The sequence below is a fragment of the Paenibacillus marchantiae genome (genome assembly GCF_028771845.1).
GTDB lineage: Bacteria > Bacillota > Bacilli > Paenibacillales > Paenibacillaceae > Paenibacillus > Paenibacillus marchantiae.
Window position 1 is genome coordinate 4,382,576 of record NZ_CP118270.1, and the last position, 15,727, is coordinate 4,398,302.

The window sequence follows — 15,727 nt, forward strand, 5'->3', positions numbered from 1 at the left end:
AAGCAAAAAACTTGAAGGAGTGTTGAAAAACCATGAATGAACTAACTAAAAATGAACATAACTTTGTAGGCTATGAATACAAGGACATTACGGTAAAAAAGGACTCCGAGTCCGTTTATGCCGATGGCTATACCCATTTTGGCTGGAAGTTGGAAGGCACCTCGACGCCCTTTCAGAATGTGGGTTCCGTAACAATGAAATTCAAGCGTGATCGCAAAATCCGCAATAAGGCGGAGCTGACTCGTCTTCAGCGCCAGTTTGAAGCCTGTGTGACCGACATTGAAACGTTGGAACGTTCAAAGTTCACGAGTGCTTCTATCGTTGCCTATGGAATCGGTCTCGTAGGAACGGCATGTATGGCTGGCTCCGTATTTGCCTATCTGGACAATATGCTACCACTGTCTGTCATTCTTGCCATTCCCGGTTTTGCGGGCTGGATCATTCCGTATTTTAGTTTCAGTGGTATTCGGCGTAAAAAGACAGATAAAGTAACCCCTTTTATTGACAAGAAGTATGACGAAATCTATGAAGTATGCGAGAAGGCCAATGGTTTGCTGGCCAAGTAAGAAAAATGCATTCGGAAAGGAAGATAGATATTAAGGCAATCTTTGTTCAGTACCTCGAAAACAAGCAAGATCGAGCTGCCATGTCTAACGCTGCCTCTCTTGTCATCAACGCTTTGATCGGCATAGGCAAGTTAATCCTTGGTTTATATCTCCTTTCCGGATGGTTTATTACGAATGCGGTATATTATCTGATCCTTTGTGTTGCCAAAGCACAAGTGCTCCATCAATATAACGTAGCCAAAAGAATCGAATCCCCTCAGGAAAGGGTTGTATTGGAGATTCAAGTGTATAAACGCGGAGGAATTCTGCTGTGTATACTGGGCGTTTCCTATCTGTTGGTTTGTCTAAGAATGTATTTGCTTGGTGAAGCTTTTGTATTTAAAGGTTATATCGTGTATCTTGTAGCCGCCGTTGCTTTTACCAAGCTGGCTTTTGGTATTTCCGGAACAATCGCTAATCGGCATCTGAAAAATCCCTTGATCTCCACATTGAAATTGATTAACTTTACCGATGCCATGGTATCCATTGTTGTCACTCAAGCCACGTTGCTGACGATGGAAGGCTCACCTCATGCAATAAACACGAGTGCCTGCTTTGGCATGGGGTGCAGTGTGATGTTTTGTTTTATCGGGGTACGGATGATGCTCCATAAGAAAAAAGAGCCTGTAACGGAGGGATGAACATGGAACTATGGTATGTAATCCTGCTTAACATCTGTCTAATCCTGATAAAAATCATCAAAGAGAAGTTCACAAGTCGCTGAGGGGGAACAAACCATGACCATCATGGACAACAGCTTTTTTAGAAACAATACAACTAAAATAAACAACATTATCGTCACGATTTTATGGTTAACCCTGCTATCATTCTGTTTCTTCATTGCCAGCAATGAGGTTCAACTCGAAGTCGTGTGCTCCCTGTTAATTGAGCTGTCTATTGCCACCGTATTAATTATTCGCAAAAAACCAGTCTTGACGATGGTCGTTCTGATGATTGCCATACTGACCTGTACGACGCCATATATTGAATCACCTGCTGCAGGCATGCTCATTATGGTTGTTCTCTGTGTGATTTCTCTTTATTTGAATAGAGTTCTGCTATACGGGTTTGGGGCGATGTACAACATTGCTTATATAGTGATGTATTATTCAGGCCATCAGCAATATGATTCGACTTTTTTCATGACGATTGGGTTCATCGAACTGACGATCGTTGCTCTATATTTTGTATGTAAACGCGGCAGAGATCTGATTCAGGTTGCTCTTAACAAGGAAGCGGAAGCAAGAGAGCTTGTGACGGCACTGGATACTATGGTAGGGGTCATTCGTGAGAACACATCCATGCTGAACACGGATATTGCGAGCTGCAATAATGATATTCGTATGTTGAAAAATATGAGCAATACGATAACCACGAATATTCAGGGAGTGACGGAAGGCATACGCGATCAATCCGGGAGCATTGGACAAATTAGTGAAGAGGTAAACAAGGCTGATGGGAAAATGTCCGAAATCTATCAAATGTCACATCTGCTCGCCGACATCTCAGAACAAAATGGTCTGGTTGTTCGCCAAAGCTCGGATCGAATTGTTCAAATGGGCAATCAGATGGCTATTATTAATGCCACAGTTACAGAGTCAATGACGACCGTTGAGGAATTGAACAAAAGCATGGATGAAGTGAATACCTTCCTAACAGCCATCAACCAAATCTCTGATCAGACCAACCTGCTGGCCTTAAACGCAAATATTGAAGCCTCCAGAGCAGGGGAAGCAGGAGCGGGGTTTGCCGTCGTAGCCAACGAGGTCAAAAAGCTCGCGCAGGAATGTTCCAACACGGTTAAACAAATCGACGAAATCATTCATAATATCAAGCGGAAGACACAGCTTGTGGTTGAAAAAGCGACGAACGGAAGTGAAGCAGTGCAAGAAGGTAAAGCCATCTCTATTCAGGTACTTGAAAGCTTTGACAATATCAAGTCTACATTTGAGCATATTGATCAATACATAGCGAAGGAATTGGATATGACGGATCAGATGAGCCTAATCTTTAATCGAGTTCGTCAACAAGTGGATCATATTTCTAATATCTCGCAGAAGCATGCTGCAGCGACTGAAGACGTCCTGGTAACAGCTCAGGAGCAGAAAAGCAATATGGACGTCATCTACGAATTCATGGGCAAAATCAACCATTCCAGTATCCGTTTGCAGGATCTGATTGCGAAAAACACGAAATAATCCCTCACAAGATATCGACGTATGAATAGTTAAAAACAATGGAGGTTATATGATGAATCATCATCAACAACTCAAAATGGTACAACAATTACGTGAAAATGTTGTAGGTACAGGCTCGGCACTTCAGCCAAGCTCGAGTTTTTCTGTAGGAACGGAAGAAGTGATCATTCCAACTAGGACAGGGGGTACTCGGGTACTGGTGTACAGACCTGACTCTGATCTGTCTACTCCACTACCTGTATATATCAATATGCATGGTGGAGGTTTTATCTTCGGAAAAGCAGAGATGGATGATCCCTGGTGCCGCCTGATTGCCGATCAAGCGGGCTGTGTGGTCATAAATGTGGATTACCGTCTTGCTCCTGAGCATAAGTTTCCATCTGCTGTGTATGAGTGTTACGATGTATTAACATGGGTTCATGAACATCCGGCGCAGTTCTCCACCCATGCCGACCTTATTGCCATCGGAGGGCATAGTGCGGGTGGAAACTTGGCGGCAGCAGTATGTTTACTCAATCAACAGCACGGGGCGGGAATTCCGATTGTACTGCAAATTCTTGATTATGCACCGCTGGATTTAGTTACTGATCCAGCGGAGAAGCCAAGTTTCGAAGAAGCGATTCCGGCGGAAATAGCCAAAACCTTTAACGCCATGTATGTTGAAACGGCAAAAGACGCTCACAATCCGCTCGCTTCGCCTGTAATGGCAGAATCTCTTGAGGGTCTTCCAGAAGCGTTGATCATTACAGCAGAAAAAGATTCACTTGCAGCAGAAGGAAGAAGCTATGCAGAACGGTTAAAACAAGCCGGTGTGAAGGTTTTTCATAAGGAATACGAGGGTGCACCTCATGGGTTCACACATTTTGGTGATCTGGCTGTTGCAGAAGAAGCCTGGCACCTGATGAGTGATAAATTGAAAGAGGCATCGGATACGATGTTCTTTATCTTGCTGATATAAGGGATTTTCATATTGGTTTGCGCACATTACCCGGAAATTGTATGAAAAACGAAGAAGAATGATGAAGTGAAAAGCAATTTGATACAAAATAAATGATTTGTTACAATATTATCGACTGAATTAAACTTTACGTTTAAATTTCCTGTTTCTTAAATACATAAGAGGTGGTGAACGAATGCTTGAGCTGAGTTTTGATAATCCGGATGAACTGGTCACGGTCACGCATGCGTTATCGACTCGATCCAGAGTGGATATTCTCCGACTATTGATCTCCCAAAACCTGAATATCGTTGAAATCGCGGAAGCTCTCAAACTTCCCGTATCCACAGTAGCCAGCAACATCAAGGTTTTGGAAGCAGCAAGGCTGATTAATACCGAACTGCTGCCTGCCTCTCGCGGGGCGATGAAGGTATGCAGCCGCAATTACGATGATATTCATATTGCTCTTAATCTGGAGAAAGCAATTCCCAAAGGCGACATTCAGGTATACGAAGTGGATATGCCTATCGGTCATTATAGTGATTGTGAAGTGTCACCCACTTGCGGCATGGCGAATGGCGAGGGCATGATTATTCGTGAGGATGAACCCGCCAGCTTTTATCATCCGAAGCATGTCGGAGCGCAGATTATGTGGTTTCGTAAGGGATATGTCGAATATTTGATGCCACTGGAGATTCCGGCAGAAGCGGTAATCGAATCGCTGGAACTGTCCATGGAAATATGTTCTGAAGCGCCAAACTATGATCATAATTGGCCTTCCGATATTTCCGTATGGATTAACGGTGTGGAAATTGGTATGTGGACATGTCCTGGTGACTTTGGAGATCGGCGCGGCAAGCTCAACCCGGCGTGGTGGTTTGAATGGTCAACACAGTATGGTTTATTAAAGACATGGCGGGTGGACAAAAATAAGACGACGCTGGATATGGAGAGAATTTCAGCAGTGGATCTGGCTCAGCTTAACCTTCAAAACAGCCATAAGTTAAGGGTGCGGATCGGTATGAAGCCGGATGCGGTTCATCAAGGAGGCGTAAATCTCTTTGGGAGACAATTTGGAGATTATGACCAAAATATCAAGATGACTGTACATTATGCTGTTCATTAGAATGAGATGAAGAAGAAAGGCCTTGGTTGCAGATATTATGTAACTAAGGTCTTTTTTTATTTAATAATTACACTAAATATGTTTGAAAGCGTTGACAAGAGATAATTACCCTTATATAATCCCCTATAGATACAGTAATAATGTAATAAAACAATTATATCGTTTGTATCTACAAATTAGAGTAAAGGGGATACTCGCATGAAAAAAAAGATCGGCAGGTTAGCACTGACATTATTGCTCTCATTCTCAACCGTGTTAAGTGCATGTAGCGGAGGCAGTAATGAGGCGGGTGAGAGTGGCACTGGTGATGGAAAAGTGACATTGTCATTCTGGACATTGTTCGATGGTGGTGATGGCGCAAACATGCAGACATTAGTCGATGAATTCAACAAAACCCATCCGGACATAGAAGTGAAGAATACCAAATTGGCCTGGGGCGAGTATTATACGAAGCTCGTTACTGCTGTTGGTAACGGTAATGGACCGGACATTGGGATTTCCCATTCCTCCAGACTGCCCGATCTGATCAATCAGGGGGTTGTCACAGAGCTTGATACTCCGGCTACGGATGCAGGTGTGGATTGGAGCACCTATAACCAGAATCTCTTGGATGCGGTTACTGTAGAAGGTCAACATTATGCAGTCCCCATTGACACACATCCCTTTATCATGTTCTACAACAAAAAACTGCTAAAAGATGCAGGCTTGCTTGGTGAAGACGGAAAACCGATTCTGGAGCAATCGGCTGACGGATTTTTGAGTTTCCTTCAAACTTTAAAAGAGAAGTTGCCTGCCAAAACGACCCCGTTTGCATTGTCCAATAATAATGATGACCCTTACCGCTTGTGGTGGTCGCTGTACTCCCAGTTGGGTGGTAACGACGTGGTGTCGGATGATCTGAAGTCCGCAGCCATTGATAAAGAGAAAGGCATCAAAGCCGCTGACTATATCCAGAAGCTTTATACCGAAGGCTATATCAAGAAGAATGATCCGGACTTCTATAAAAATTTTCAAAGTGGAACAGCCGCTATTATCATGACAGGGGTCTGGACGACAGGAACGTGGGAATCCACCAAAGGACTTGAGTTTGGTGCTATGCCAATTCCGAAATTCTACGACCAGGAAGCAACATGGGGAGATTCTCATACCATTGTTTTGCCACTGACTAAGGATGAGGACCCGGCTAAACGCAAAGCAGCGATGACTTTCGCCGACTGGGTTGCTGACAATGGTCAAGTGTGGGCGAAAGCCGGACATATTCCATCCAAGCCATCCGTGCTGGAAAAACAGGAATTCAAGGATCTGCCATACCGCAGTGATTATTCCGAAGTTGCGAGTGTAGTTAAATTCAGCAAACATTCCACCAAAAATGCACAAATCCGCGATGAAGCTGCCTTTAAATTTTTGAATGAAGTATGGATGAACAAAATGACTCCTGCGGATGCCATGAACAACATGGAGACAGCCATTCAGAAAATACTGAGCGAATAGAAGGAAGACGGGTCACGCAAGCCTGCGTAATCACCATCTCTAGACAAGAAATCGCCGGCTTGCGTGCCAATCAAAGGGGAGACGCATATGAAGATCAAAAAAATGAGAGCGGATATGCAAGCGCTGGTATTTCTGCTTCCATTCTTAATTATTTATGGTTTATTTACGATCTGGCCCATGATTAAAGGTGTGGAGATGACCTTCTACAAATGGACGTTGATCAAGAAAATGGATTTTGTTGGCCTGGATAACTTCCGAAAAGTTTTTCAGGACAGAGAGGTTTGGGAAGCGATCTGGCATTCAACCTTCTTTGTTTTCTTGAGTACACCGACCATGATTATACTCGCGATTCTGCTGGCTTTGATTGCCAACCGAAAATCGTCTTTACAAAAGTTCTACCGCATCATCTTCTTTATACCAAGCGTACTCTCCGTTGCCGTCGCAGCTTATCTGGGTTTATTCGTATTTCAGCCTTATACGGGATTCGTCAATTCCGTCCTGCATCTTGTCAGGTTATTGCCTCAAAATTCCGAAATATTCTGGCTGACGGAAACGGGGCTCGCCTGGGTCGTTATTACCGTAATTACCTTGTGGTGGACAGTCGGATTTAACTTTATTTTGTATCTTTCCGCCATGCAGGAAATACCGGATGAAATTTATGAAGCAGCAAGGCTGGATGGTGCGAGTGATACACAAATATTTTGGAGGATTACTCTTCCTTATCTGAAGCCACTGACCAAAACCATTACCATGTTGCAGATTATCGCTTCCTACAAGGTCTTTATGCAGATTTATGTCATTACAGGCGGGGGACCGCTGGATCAGACACGTCCGATTATTCAGTTAATCTATCAGACCGGATTCAAGAACAACAACCTGGGCTATGCCGCAACGATGTCCTATATTTTATTCGTGATCCTGCTGGTGCTGTCGGCGCTGCAATACTGGATGACTAACCGGAAAGGGGCGGAATACTGATGAAATGGTTATATCGCACAGGTTCTGCGTTGATGGCGGTTATGTTTGCGGCCCCACTTGTGTGGATGCTGATGGTCTCCATCAAAGAAGAAGGCATGAAGATTATTACGGTCCTGGACTGGTTTAAACCGCCATATTCACTTGCCGTCTATAACGAAATTCTGACAACGACAAAGCTGTCACAGTGGGTGGTTAACAGTCTGTTCGTCGCTGTAGTTGTAACAGTACTGACTGTGATTTTCGCTGCCATGGCTGGATTCGCTCTGTCCAAAGTACCGTTTCGTTTCCGTACATTTGTTTTTTTCTTCATTCTTGGCGGACTGCTGATTCCGGGTGAAGCAACCATTATTCCGCTCTATCAGGTAGCCAAGGATTTGCATTTGCTGAACTCATACAGTGGATTGATTATTCCTGCTTTGGCTTCACCAGTAGCTGTCATCGTGCTCAAAAGCTTCTTCGATGGGGTTCCCAATGATCTGCTGGAGAGTGTGCAAATTGACGGGGGAGGCTTTTGGCGAATCTTTACCAGCATCATGCTGCCTTTGACACGTCCGGCCATGGCATCGATGGCGATTCTGACATTTATTGGTTCGTGGAACAATTTCTTATGGCCATTCCTTTCCATAACCGATGATAATCTGTTTACGCTGCCAATGGGTATCCCAACGCTAATGGGTCAGTATTCAGAAGATTACGTCAAACCAATGGTTATCAATGCAGTGGCCTCTGTTCCCATCATTATATTGTTTATCATTTTTGAGAAACAGATTGTTAAAGGCATCAGCATGTCTGGTATTAAGGGTTAACACTTTTTCAGGCCTATGAGCCAAATACAGAGGAGATCGGAGAGAACAAGATGACAACTAAATTTTATAACAAGGATTATCCAAGACCGCAATTTGTACGCAATGAGTGGTTGGATTTGAATGGAGAATGGGATTTTAGTTTTGATGATAATCAGGCGGGTGAAAGCGAGCAGTGGTACGACCAGAATCAGTTTCCGGAAGGGACGAAAATTAAGGTTCCCTTTACCTATGAGACCCAAGCGAGCGGTATCGGAATCGAGACATTTCATCCTCTGGTCTGGTACCGCAGAAGTGTTCAGATTCCCCAGGAAGCAAAAGGAAAACGGAGCATTCTGCATTTTCAGGGAGTGGATTATCGCGCAAAATGTTGGGTGAACGGAACGGTTGTTGGTGAACATGAAGGTGGGTACGCAGCGTTTTCATTCGACATTACCCCTTATATCACTTACGGATCGGAGAATAACATTGTGCTTGAAGTAGAAGACAGTCAGAGCGCGATGCAGCCTCGGGGGAAACAACGCTGGGTGGATGACAATTTTGAATGTTTTTATGTGCAAAGTACCGGGATATGGAAAAGTGTCTGGCTGGAGCATGTGAGTGAAGCGAGGGTTGAAGCAGTTAAGATGACACCGGATATCGATCGTCATATGATTCGTTTGGACTTTCAATTGAATGGGATTGAAGGCAAGAACAACTTGCGTTTGGAGACACGGATTGAGTTAAAGGGTCAGCACGTACAAACCATTATCCTATCTCCAGACAGACCCTGGATGACCGTGGAAGCTAGTGTCAAACATGAAGCAGGCGGTCCGTGGAAACAGTCGTTATGGTCACCGGGCTCACCGAACCTGTACGATATCGAGTTTGTGATGTACGAAGATGAGAAAGAAATCGATCGGGTTCATTCCTATTTTGGTATGCGAAAAATATCGATTGAAAATGGGCAGATTCTGCTGAACAATGCTCCGTTGTACCAAAGAATGATTCTGGATCAGGGCTATTGGACAGAGAGCCATTTGACCCCACCTTCAGTGGAAGCGCTGATTGAGGATATCGATAAAATTGCCGAGATGGGATATAACGGAATCCGTAAACATATGAAACTGGAAGATCCACGCTTTTTGTATTGGTGTGATGTAAAAGGCATGTTGGTCTGGTCAGAGATGGCAGCAACTTTCGAGTTTAATGATGAGGCAGTGAGCCGATTCACCAAAGAATGGCTTGAAATTGTTCCCCAGCAATACAATCATCCCAGCATCATTACCTGGGTGCCATTTAATGAATCGTGGGGAATACCGACGATTGGTCACGAGGTAAGGCAGCAGCAATTCACGCAATCCATTTACCATCTAACCAAAGCCATTGATCCGTATCGTCCGGTCATTACCAACGACGGATGGGAGCATACGGTATCGGATATTTTGACAATCCATGATTATGTGGAGACGGGAGAAGCTTTTCTGGAACGCTATCAGGATAAGGACTTGATCGTAAATAACAAGATTGCTTCCAATCGATGGAAGTTTGCATTTGCTGAAGGTTACCACTATAAAGGACAACCCATTATCATCAGTGAATTCGGCGGTATTGCTTTCCAATCGGATAAAGGCTGGGGTTATGGCAATCAGGTGGACTCAGTTGAAGCCTTTATTGAACGTTTCCGATCCATCACCGAAGCGATCAAAGCCATTCCCTATATCTCGGGCTATTGTTATACACAAGTCACCGATGTGCAGCAGGAGATTAATGGTCTGTTGACGGAAGACCGTAAACCGAAAGTGCCACTGGAAGTGATCCGCAAGATAAATCTGGGGTGACAGGAGAGCTGAACATCATGCTACGACAGGATTATCCAAGGCCTCAATTTGTACGTAAAGATTGGCTGAGTTTGAATGGGGAATGGGAATTTGAATTCGATGATGATAACAAGGGACGTTCGGAAAAATGGAGTGAGGGCAAGCAAGCATTCAGCCGCCGAATCCAAGTGCCATTTGCTTTTCAAAGTCAACTTAGTGGCATTGAAGATCCGGAATTCCACGATAATGTATGGTATAAACGAACCTTTGACATTCCGGAGAGCTTCACTGGCAAACGGCTGCTGCTGCACTTCGGAGCCGTGGACTATGAAGCCTCTGTATGGGTGAACGGAAAACTGGTGGTCCGGCATGAAGGGGGACACACCCCTTTTCATGCCGACATTACGGATGCTCTGCTGGAAGGAAACAATACGCTGACCGTACAAGCGATAGATTATAGCAGGGATGTAACATTACCGCGCGGGAAGCAGTTCTGGCAGGAGCAATCTGCCCAAATTTTCTATACCCGAACAACTGGAATATGGCAATCGGTGTGGCTCGAAGCTGTCGCACCCGTTCATCTGCAGAAGGTGCGCATGACTCCCGATGTTGATCGCAACGAGATCGAAGTTACTGCTCATCTTCAGAGGGCGCAAACAGAACCAAGGGATTGGCACGCACAGGATGTCAGGCTCCGTGTACAAATTGCCTATCAAGGAGAGCAGCTGTCTGAGGATGAATATCGGATTAGCGGCAGGACAGAGACCCGTACCATCGGACTTCACACCTTTAACGAGCATGGCCTTGGCAGGCTGTGGTCACCAGAGCAGCCCAATCTGTATGACATTCATTTCACTGTATTGGTGGATGGTGTGCCTGTCGATGAGGTCGATAGCTATTTCGGCATGCGCAAAATCTCTATTGAACAAGGTAAGCTGTTTCTGAATAACCGTCCTTATTATATGAAGCTTGTTCTGGATCAAGGGTATTTCCCGGATGGAAATCTGACTCCACCGAGTGACGAGGCCATCCAGCGTGATGTGGAATTAACGAAGGAACTGGGGTTTAACGGCGCCAGAAAACACCAGAAGATTGAAGATCCGAGATATCTGTACTGGTGTGATCAACTGGGACTGCTGGTGTGGGGAGAGATGGCGAATGCGTACGATTTCTCGGATCAATACGTCGCCCAGATAACAAGGGAATGGCAGGAGGCGCTGGAAAGGGACTACAACCATCCATGTGTTGTGGTCTGGGTACCTCTTAATGAAAGCTGGGGTGTTCCGAACATCCTGACCAGCAAGGAGCAGCAGTATCATGCCTTGTCGATGTATTATTTGACCAAGTCACTGGATTCTACCCGTCCGGTCATTTCCAATGATGGCTGGGAGATGGTTCAGACCGACTTGTATAACATCCATGATTATGAATGGAGAAGAGAGGTTCTGGAGGAACGCTACCGCACTCGTGAAAATGCGGTAAACGCCCTTCCGGGCAGTCGAAAGCTTAGCGTGGGTAACTATCGTTATGAAGGACAGCCCATATTAATTACCGAATTCGGTGGAATCGGGTATAAGAAAAGTGACTGGGAGGGCTGGGGTTACTCCGGAGCGGAAAATGACGAGGATTTTGCACAGCGATTACATGCCGTAGTACAGCCGCTATTGGATTCTCCAGTTGTAGAAGGATTTTGTTACACACAGCTGACGGACGTGGAACAGGAGATTAACGGTCTGCTGACGTATGACAGACAGCCCAAGATGCCGATGGAGCAGATTCGGGCGATTATTGAAGGACATTATCCATCGTCGACCGGCGAATAAGGAGGGGAATATGTGTTGAACACAAAGGAGACAAGTAGATCCTGGGAAGGCGATTTTCAAGGGGAAAAGGCCATTTACCTTCGCTTTGGTTCCAGTGAGGCAGTTATGCTGCCGGAGATCGGTGGTAATCTGGTCGCTTATCGTGATCTTGAGCGGGGGCTTCGCTTCCTTCATGAACCTTCAGCGGAAGAGATGGATTCATTCAAGGCAAGACCCATGATTCACGGGATCCCGGTTCTGTTTCCGCCAAATCGCTATGAGGACGGGCGGTTTGCCTGGAACGGGCAGACGCTTCAGTTTCCGGTCAATGAGGATGCAACAGGCAATCATTTGCATGGATTTTTGTATAATACGCCCTGGGTTGTGGATGAGTATGGGTATACCGAGAATGAAAGCCATGTCTCGGTGTCCATAACTGTTGACGCAACTCATCCGATATACGTATGCTTTCCTTTTCAATTCAGTATTACATTACGCTACTCGCTGAGCAGTGATGGACTAATGCAGCATGTCCGCATTCGCAATCATGGAAGCTCCAGCATGCCGTGCCTGATCGCTTTTCATACTTCAATTAACGCTCCATTTAATTCGGGGGGAGCGGCTCGTGATTACAAGCTCAAGCTAACCATTGGAGACAGATGGGAATTAGATCAACGTATGCTGCCAACGACACGTTTTCAGCCCCTGATTCAGGAGGAAGAGCAGATGCGTGACTCCGGGGTATATCCGTTCTTTGCAGAAATGGATAATCATTATACTGCTGTACCGCAAAATGGGAGAAACCGGATGGAGCTTCAGGATACGAGGAATGGAATGACACTGATCTACGATGTGGGAACTTCCTATAAACAATGGATGATCTGGAACAATCATGCGGAAGAAGGGTTTTTCTGTCCCGAACCACAGATTAATCTTGTGAATGCACCAAATCTGGGTATGCAGGCCGAGGAAGCTGGATTATTTAGTTTGCAGCCGGGAGAAATCTGGGAGGAAACGAGCAGATTATATCTGCGTCATTCGTAAAAATAAAGATGAAGGGGAGCAGCCAGGACAGCTAATGCTGTGATCGCTGCTCCTTTTAAAAACCATTGAAGGAAGTGAATTCAGCCTGTCGTCGCCAAAGTGAATTTAAAATAAGATAATGCCTGCTGCTCCAGCCACACTAAGAATCAGAAGGGGATGAAGCTTGTACTTGAGCAGAAGAAACAAACAAACTCCGCTAATAAGTAGTGTCGCAATCCATACCCAGCTTATGCCTGAGTTTTCACTTGGATATCCAAAATGAATGGCAGCATAGATAATGAGTCCCGTCGTTACGGGGCGCAAGCCATATAAAGAGGACTTTACCCATGAATTGTCGTGCATCCGATAAAATAAGGCGGAGAGTAGCACAATTACCACGAGTGAAGGCAAAATCATACCTGCAGTAGAGACAGCGGCTCCGATATAACCTGCCGTCCGATAACCAATCAACGTTGCGGCATTGGTTGCAATCGAGCCTGGCGCCATACCGGCCAGCGCTACGGTTTGTTGGAATTCAGCGCTTGTCAGCCATCCTTTTTCCGTTACCTCGTGTTGAATGATCGGGATAACGGCGTAACCGCCACCAAATGAAACGAGGCCTACACGTATAAACATCATGAACAGGTCCCAGTACATCTCAATCGCTCCGATTCGTCTTACTTAAATGTAATATTCGAGTTCCGGGTAGCTGCCTGTTACAGACTTCTTCTCCATTTTCACTTGAAGGCCCAGCCGTTTTTTGATCCGAATCACGGCCATGCCGCATATCAATCCCGTAATAATAAGATAGAGGGGATGAATTCCTGCAAACAGAAGAACAGCTACGGTCACAATGGCAGCTATCGCTGTTGTTGTATCTAAGATAGAATACCTGGCCGTCCGATAAGCTGCCATGCTAATTAGTGCAATAATTCCACCGTTCATTCCTTTTAAAGCAGCTTCAACTTTGGGTTGGTTACGAAATAGGATGGCGAACACGCTGATCAGGATCACAATCAAAAACGTGGGACATGTCACGCCCATGACGGCAGACACAGCTCCCGCAATTCCTGCCTGGCGATGTCCGATCATCGCAGCGGCATTGACGCCAACTCCTCCGGGAGCAGAGCCGGCAAGCGATATAAGCTCACCGATCTCGTCCTCTTGCATCCATTTTTTCTTGTTCACCACTTCGCGTTCAATAATTGGCAGCATCGCATATCCGCCTCCAAATGTGGAAGGACCGATGCAAAAGAAAGTCCAAAAAAGCTGGATCAGTAACATAAATTGTTCTTTCAGGTTTTGGATGCTACCCTTATCCTTTCCATCACGCATGATGAATTCGAGGCATCGGCATGGACTCCTTGCCAAGCTCAGCCCAGATGTATTTGAGCAGAAGCTCAGACTTGAGCTGGGTGTACTCAGGTTCATTCCACAAGTTAAAACGTTCATCGGGATCCTGTTCAAGATCGAAAAGTTCACCATAGATTTGATTGTAATAGACGGTGATTTTATACCGCTGTTCGACATATGTTTTTTGATGAATCGTCGTGGGTTCATGTCGGAATTCGCAGAGAGCATGATTACGCACGGCTTCATTGGCGCCCATCCACACTTTCTTCTGATCGATGCCCGTCATGGCGTGCGGAATTGCAATGTTGCAAAGAGACAAGAAGGTAGGAGCCAGATCGACCAGCGATTGTATGGCATTTGATTTTTTCGCAGCAGGCACCTCACCAGGGTATCTTACGATAAATGGGATTTTGATAAGATCTTCGTAATGGAATCCACCCTTGGCCTGAAGACCATGCTGTCCGAAGAAATGACCATGATCGGTTGTGAAAACGACGATTGTATCGTCTGCAATACCCAACTCATCCAGCTTATCGAGAATTTTGCCAATATATTTATCCATCATGCTGATCATTCCGTAATACACGCTGACCAATTTTTTCTTGTCATACGCCGTTAGCCGGGATTTGTCGCCATATTCATAATAATGATGGGAACGGTAACCGTGAATGCCGAAGCCGGTTTCAACCAGATGCTCAAAATTCGGATTCTCCTCCTGGGTCAGTTGAAAATGGGGTGGGTTACGATCATGCTCTCCAGGTGTTATCGACGGAATCGTCAGATCATCGGGGTCATACATCGAATCCCAAGGTTCCGGTACCAGATATTCCGGATGCGGATCGAAAAAGCTGGCCCACAGAAAAAATGGATCATCAGCATGGGTGTATTGCTCCAAAAGGGAATTGGTTCGTTCGGCTATCCAGGTGTTGTAGTGATATTTCTCAGGGATGGGCCACGTATACGTTACGGAAGGGTCCATCGTCCCAGTTGGGGGAAGGAAGTAATCCCTCCAGTTCGTACATCCCTGTTCTTCCAGCCATAGCGCGTAATGCTGACCGACATGCGCTTCATTCGTATGATTACGTGTTAACTCTACGTGGTCAAAGCCGTAAAATGGACCGTGGAAATGTCTCCAGTACTCCAAATCCTGTAAGATGGGATACGCTTCTGCCGACGGGTATTCCTCCGTAGATTTCAAAGGCTGAAAATGTGCCTTACCTACTAGGGCAGTGCGGTAACCTGCCTCCTGGAAACTGTCCCCGACGGTATGACGGTCTTCAAGCAGTTTTGTGCCTAACGTCCAGGCTCCATGCTGACTGGGATACATACCTGTAATAATAGAAGCACGGCTAGGGGTACAGGTAGGGTTTGGGCAATAAGCCCGATCAAACGTTGTTCCTTGCCGGGCAAGACGGTCCAGATTGGGCGTGGAAATCTCAGACTGAAAAGCTCCGATCGTGTTCCAGTGCTGCTGGTCACTAGTGATTAGCAAAATGTTAGGTGTTCTCGACAAGTGTAATCGCCTCCTAGTAAGATGATATTGAAAAAAACGAGTTATAAAAATAGCCCGGTGTTATATTTTTATTGTCATTTTGTTATGATCAAACAAAAT

General features: G+C 45.4%; 14 protein-coding genes. 11 read left to right on the top strand and 3 right to left on the bottom strand.

The genetic code is table 11. From position 1 onward, the window contains the following. Positions 1–32: 32 nt before the first annotated feature. The 11 genes from PTQ21_RS19990 to PTQ21_RS20040 all read left to right on the top strand — a co-directional run bounded on the left by PTQ21_RS19990 (position 33) and on the right by PTQ21_RS20040 (position 12,783). Entirely contained in the window at positions 33–566 is a 534-nt protein-coding gene (locus PTQ21_RS19990; protein ID WP_274566856.1) for a hypothetical protein, read from the top strand. Positions 567–646: 80 nt separating this feature from the next. Continuing rightward, on the top strand, positions 647–1,246 hold the full coding sequence (locus PTQ21_RS19995; protein WP_274566857.1) for a hypothetical protein: 600 nt from the start codon (positions 647–649) through the stop codon (positions 1,244–1,246). 96 nt (positions 1,247–1,342) lie between these two features. After that, positions 1,343–2,803 carry a methyl-accepting chemotaxis protein gene (locus tag PTQ21_RS20000; protein ID WP_269056046.1) on the top strand — a complete coding sequence of 487 codons (1,461 nt, stop codon included), beginning with the start codon at positions 1,343–1,345 and terminating at the stop codon, positions 2,801–2,803. Positions 2,804–2,855: 52 nt separating this feature from the next. Further along, positions 2,856–3,761 carry an alpha/beta hydrolase gene (locus PTQ21_RS20005; protein WP_274570535.1) on the top strand — a complete coding sequence of 302 codons (906 nt, stop codon included), beginning with the start codon at positions 2,856–2,858 and terminating at the stop codon, positions 3,759–3,761. A 175-nt stretch (positions 3,762–3,936) separates the two neighbouring features. Beyond that, the gene (locus PTQ21_RS20010) at positions 3,937–4,866 is read left to right on the top strand and encodes an ArsR/SmtB family transcription factor (RefSeq protein WP_090949794.1); all 930 of its coding nucleotides are present in this window, start codon (positions 3,937–3,939) and stop codon (positions 4,864–4,866) included. Positions 4,867–5,064: 198 nt separating this feature from the next. Beyond that, positions 5,065–6,357, top strand: coding sequence for an ABC transporter substrate-binding protein (locus PTQ21_RS20015; RefSeq protein WP_063565120.1), 1,293 nt, complete (start codon positions 5,065–5,067; stop codon positions 6,355–6,357). Positions 6,358–6,444: 87 nt separating this feature from the next. Next, a complete protein-coding gene (locus tag PTQ21_RS20020) occupies positions 6,445–7,335 on the top strand; it encodes a carbohydrate ABC transporter permease (RefSeq protein ID WP_076288454.1) in 891 nt (296 codons plus the stop codon). Continuing rightward, positions 7,335–8,141, top strand: a complete 807-nt coding sequence (locus PTQ21_RS20025; protein WP_062318999.1) for a carbohydrate ABC transporter permease — start codon at positions 7,335–7,337, stop codon at positions 8,139–8,141. Before PTQ21_RS20020 ends, PTQ21_RS20025 begins: the two co-directional genes overlap by 1 nt. A gap of 50 nt (positions 8,142–8,191) precedes the next feature. Beyond that, on the top strand, positions 8,192–9,958 hold the full coding sequence (locus PTQ21_RS20030; protein WP_274566862.1) for a glycoside hydrolase family 2 protein: 1,767 nt from the start codon (positions 8,192–8,194) through the stop codon (positions 9,956–9,958). 17 nt (positions 9,959–9,975) lie between these two features. After that, on the top strand, positions 9,976–11,760 hold the full coding sequence (locus PTQ21_RS20035; protein WP_274566863.1) for a glycoside hydrolase family 2 protein: 1,785 nt from the start codon (positions 9,976–9,978) through the stop codon (positions 11,758–11,760). A 12-nt stretch (positions 11,761–11,772) separates the two neighbouring features. Next, on the top strand, positions 11,773–12,783 hold the full coding sequence (locus PTQ21_RS20040; protein ID WP_274566865.1) for an aldose 1-epimerase: 1,011 nt from the start codon (positions 11,773–11,775) through the stop codon (positions 12,781–12,783). 105 nt (positions 12,784–12,888) lie between these two features. Here PTQ21_RS20040 and PTQ21_RS20045 read toward each other — a convergent pair whose 3' ends face one another. The 3 genes from PTQ21_RS20045 to PTQ21_RS20055 form a co-directional block, all read right to left on the bottom strand. Next, positions 12,889–13,419 (bottom strand): chromate transporter, encoded by a 531-nt coding sequence (locus PTQ21_RS20045; protein WP_274566866.1) that lies wholly within the window; start codon positions 13,417–13,419, stop codon positions 12,889–12,891. A 24-nt stretch (positions 13,420–13,443) separates the two neighbouring features. After that, a complete protein-coding gene (locus PTQ21_RS20050) occupies positions 13,444–13,977 on the bottom strand; it encodes a chromate transporter (protein ID WP_338020282.1) in 534 nt (177 codons plus the stop codon). 112 nt (positions 13,978–14,089) lie between these two features. Beyond that, entirely contained in the window at positions 14,090–15,628 is a 1,539-nt protein-coding gene (locus PTQ21_RS20055) for a sulfatase family protein (protein ID WP_274566869.1), read from the bottom strand. Positions 15,629–15,727: the final 99 nt, after the last annotated feature.

What these genes read in the sequence shown, in the direction of transcription:
- PTQ21_RS19990 (WP_274566856.1), top strand. Translation starts at nt 33, where the DNA reads ATGAATGAACTAACTAAAAATGAACATAACTTTGTAGGCTATGAATAC.
- PTQ21_RS19995 (WP_274566857.1), top strand. Translation starts at nt 647, where the DNA reads ATGTCTAACGCTGCCTCTCTTGTCATCAACGCTTTGATCGGCATAGGC.
- PTQ21_RS20000 (WP_269056046.1), top strand. Translation starts at nt 1,343, where the DNA reads ATGACCATCATGGACAACAGCTTTTTTAGAAACAATACAACTAAAATA.
- PTQ21_RS20005 (WP_274570535.1), top strand. Translation starts at nt 2,856, where the DNA reads ATGAATCATCATCAACAACTCAAAATGGTACAACAATTACGTGAAAAT.
- PTQ21_RS20010 (WP_090949794.1), top strand. Translation starts at nt 3,937, where the DNA reads ATGCTTGAGCTGAGTTTTGATAATCCGGATGAACTGGTCACGGTCACG.
- PTQ21_RS20015 (WP_063565120.1), top strand. Translation starts at nt 5,065, where the DNA reads ATGAAAAAAAAGATCGGCAGGTTAGCACTGACATTATTGCTCTCATTC.
- PTQ21_RS20020 (WP_076288454.1), top strand. Translation starts at nt 6,445, where the DNA reads ATGAAGATCAAAAAAATGAGAGCGGATATGCAAGCGCTGGTATTTCTG.
- PTQ21_RS20025 (WP_062318999.1), top strand. Translation starts at nt 7,335, where the DNA reads ATGAAATGGTTATATCGCACAGGTTCTGCGTTGATGGCGGTTATGTTT.
- PTQ21_RS20030 (WP_274566862.1), top strand. Translation starts at nt 8,192, where the DNA reads ATGACAACTAAATTTTATAACAAGGATTATCCAAGACCGCAATTTGTA.
- PTQ21_RS20035 (WP_274566863.1), top strand. Translation starts at nt 9,976, where the DNA reads ATGCTACGACAGGATTATCCAAGGCCTCAATTTGTACGTAAAGATTGG.
- PTQ21_RS20045 (WP_274566866.1), bottom strand. Translation starts at nt 13,419, where the DNA reads ATGTACTGGGACCTGTTCATGATGTTTATACGTGTAGGCCTCGTTTCA.
- PTQ21_RS20050 (WP_338020282.1), bottom strand. Translation starts at nt 13,977, where the DNA reads ATGCTGCCAATTATTGAACGCGAAGTGGTGAACAAGAAAAAATGGATG.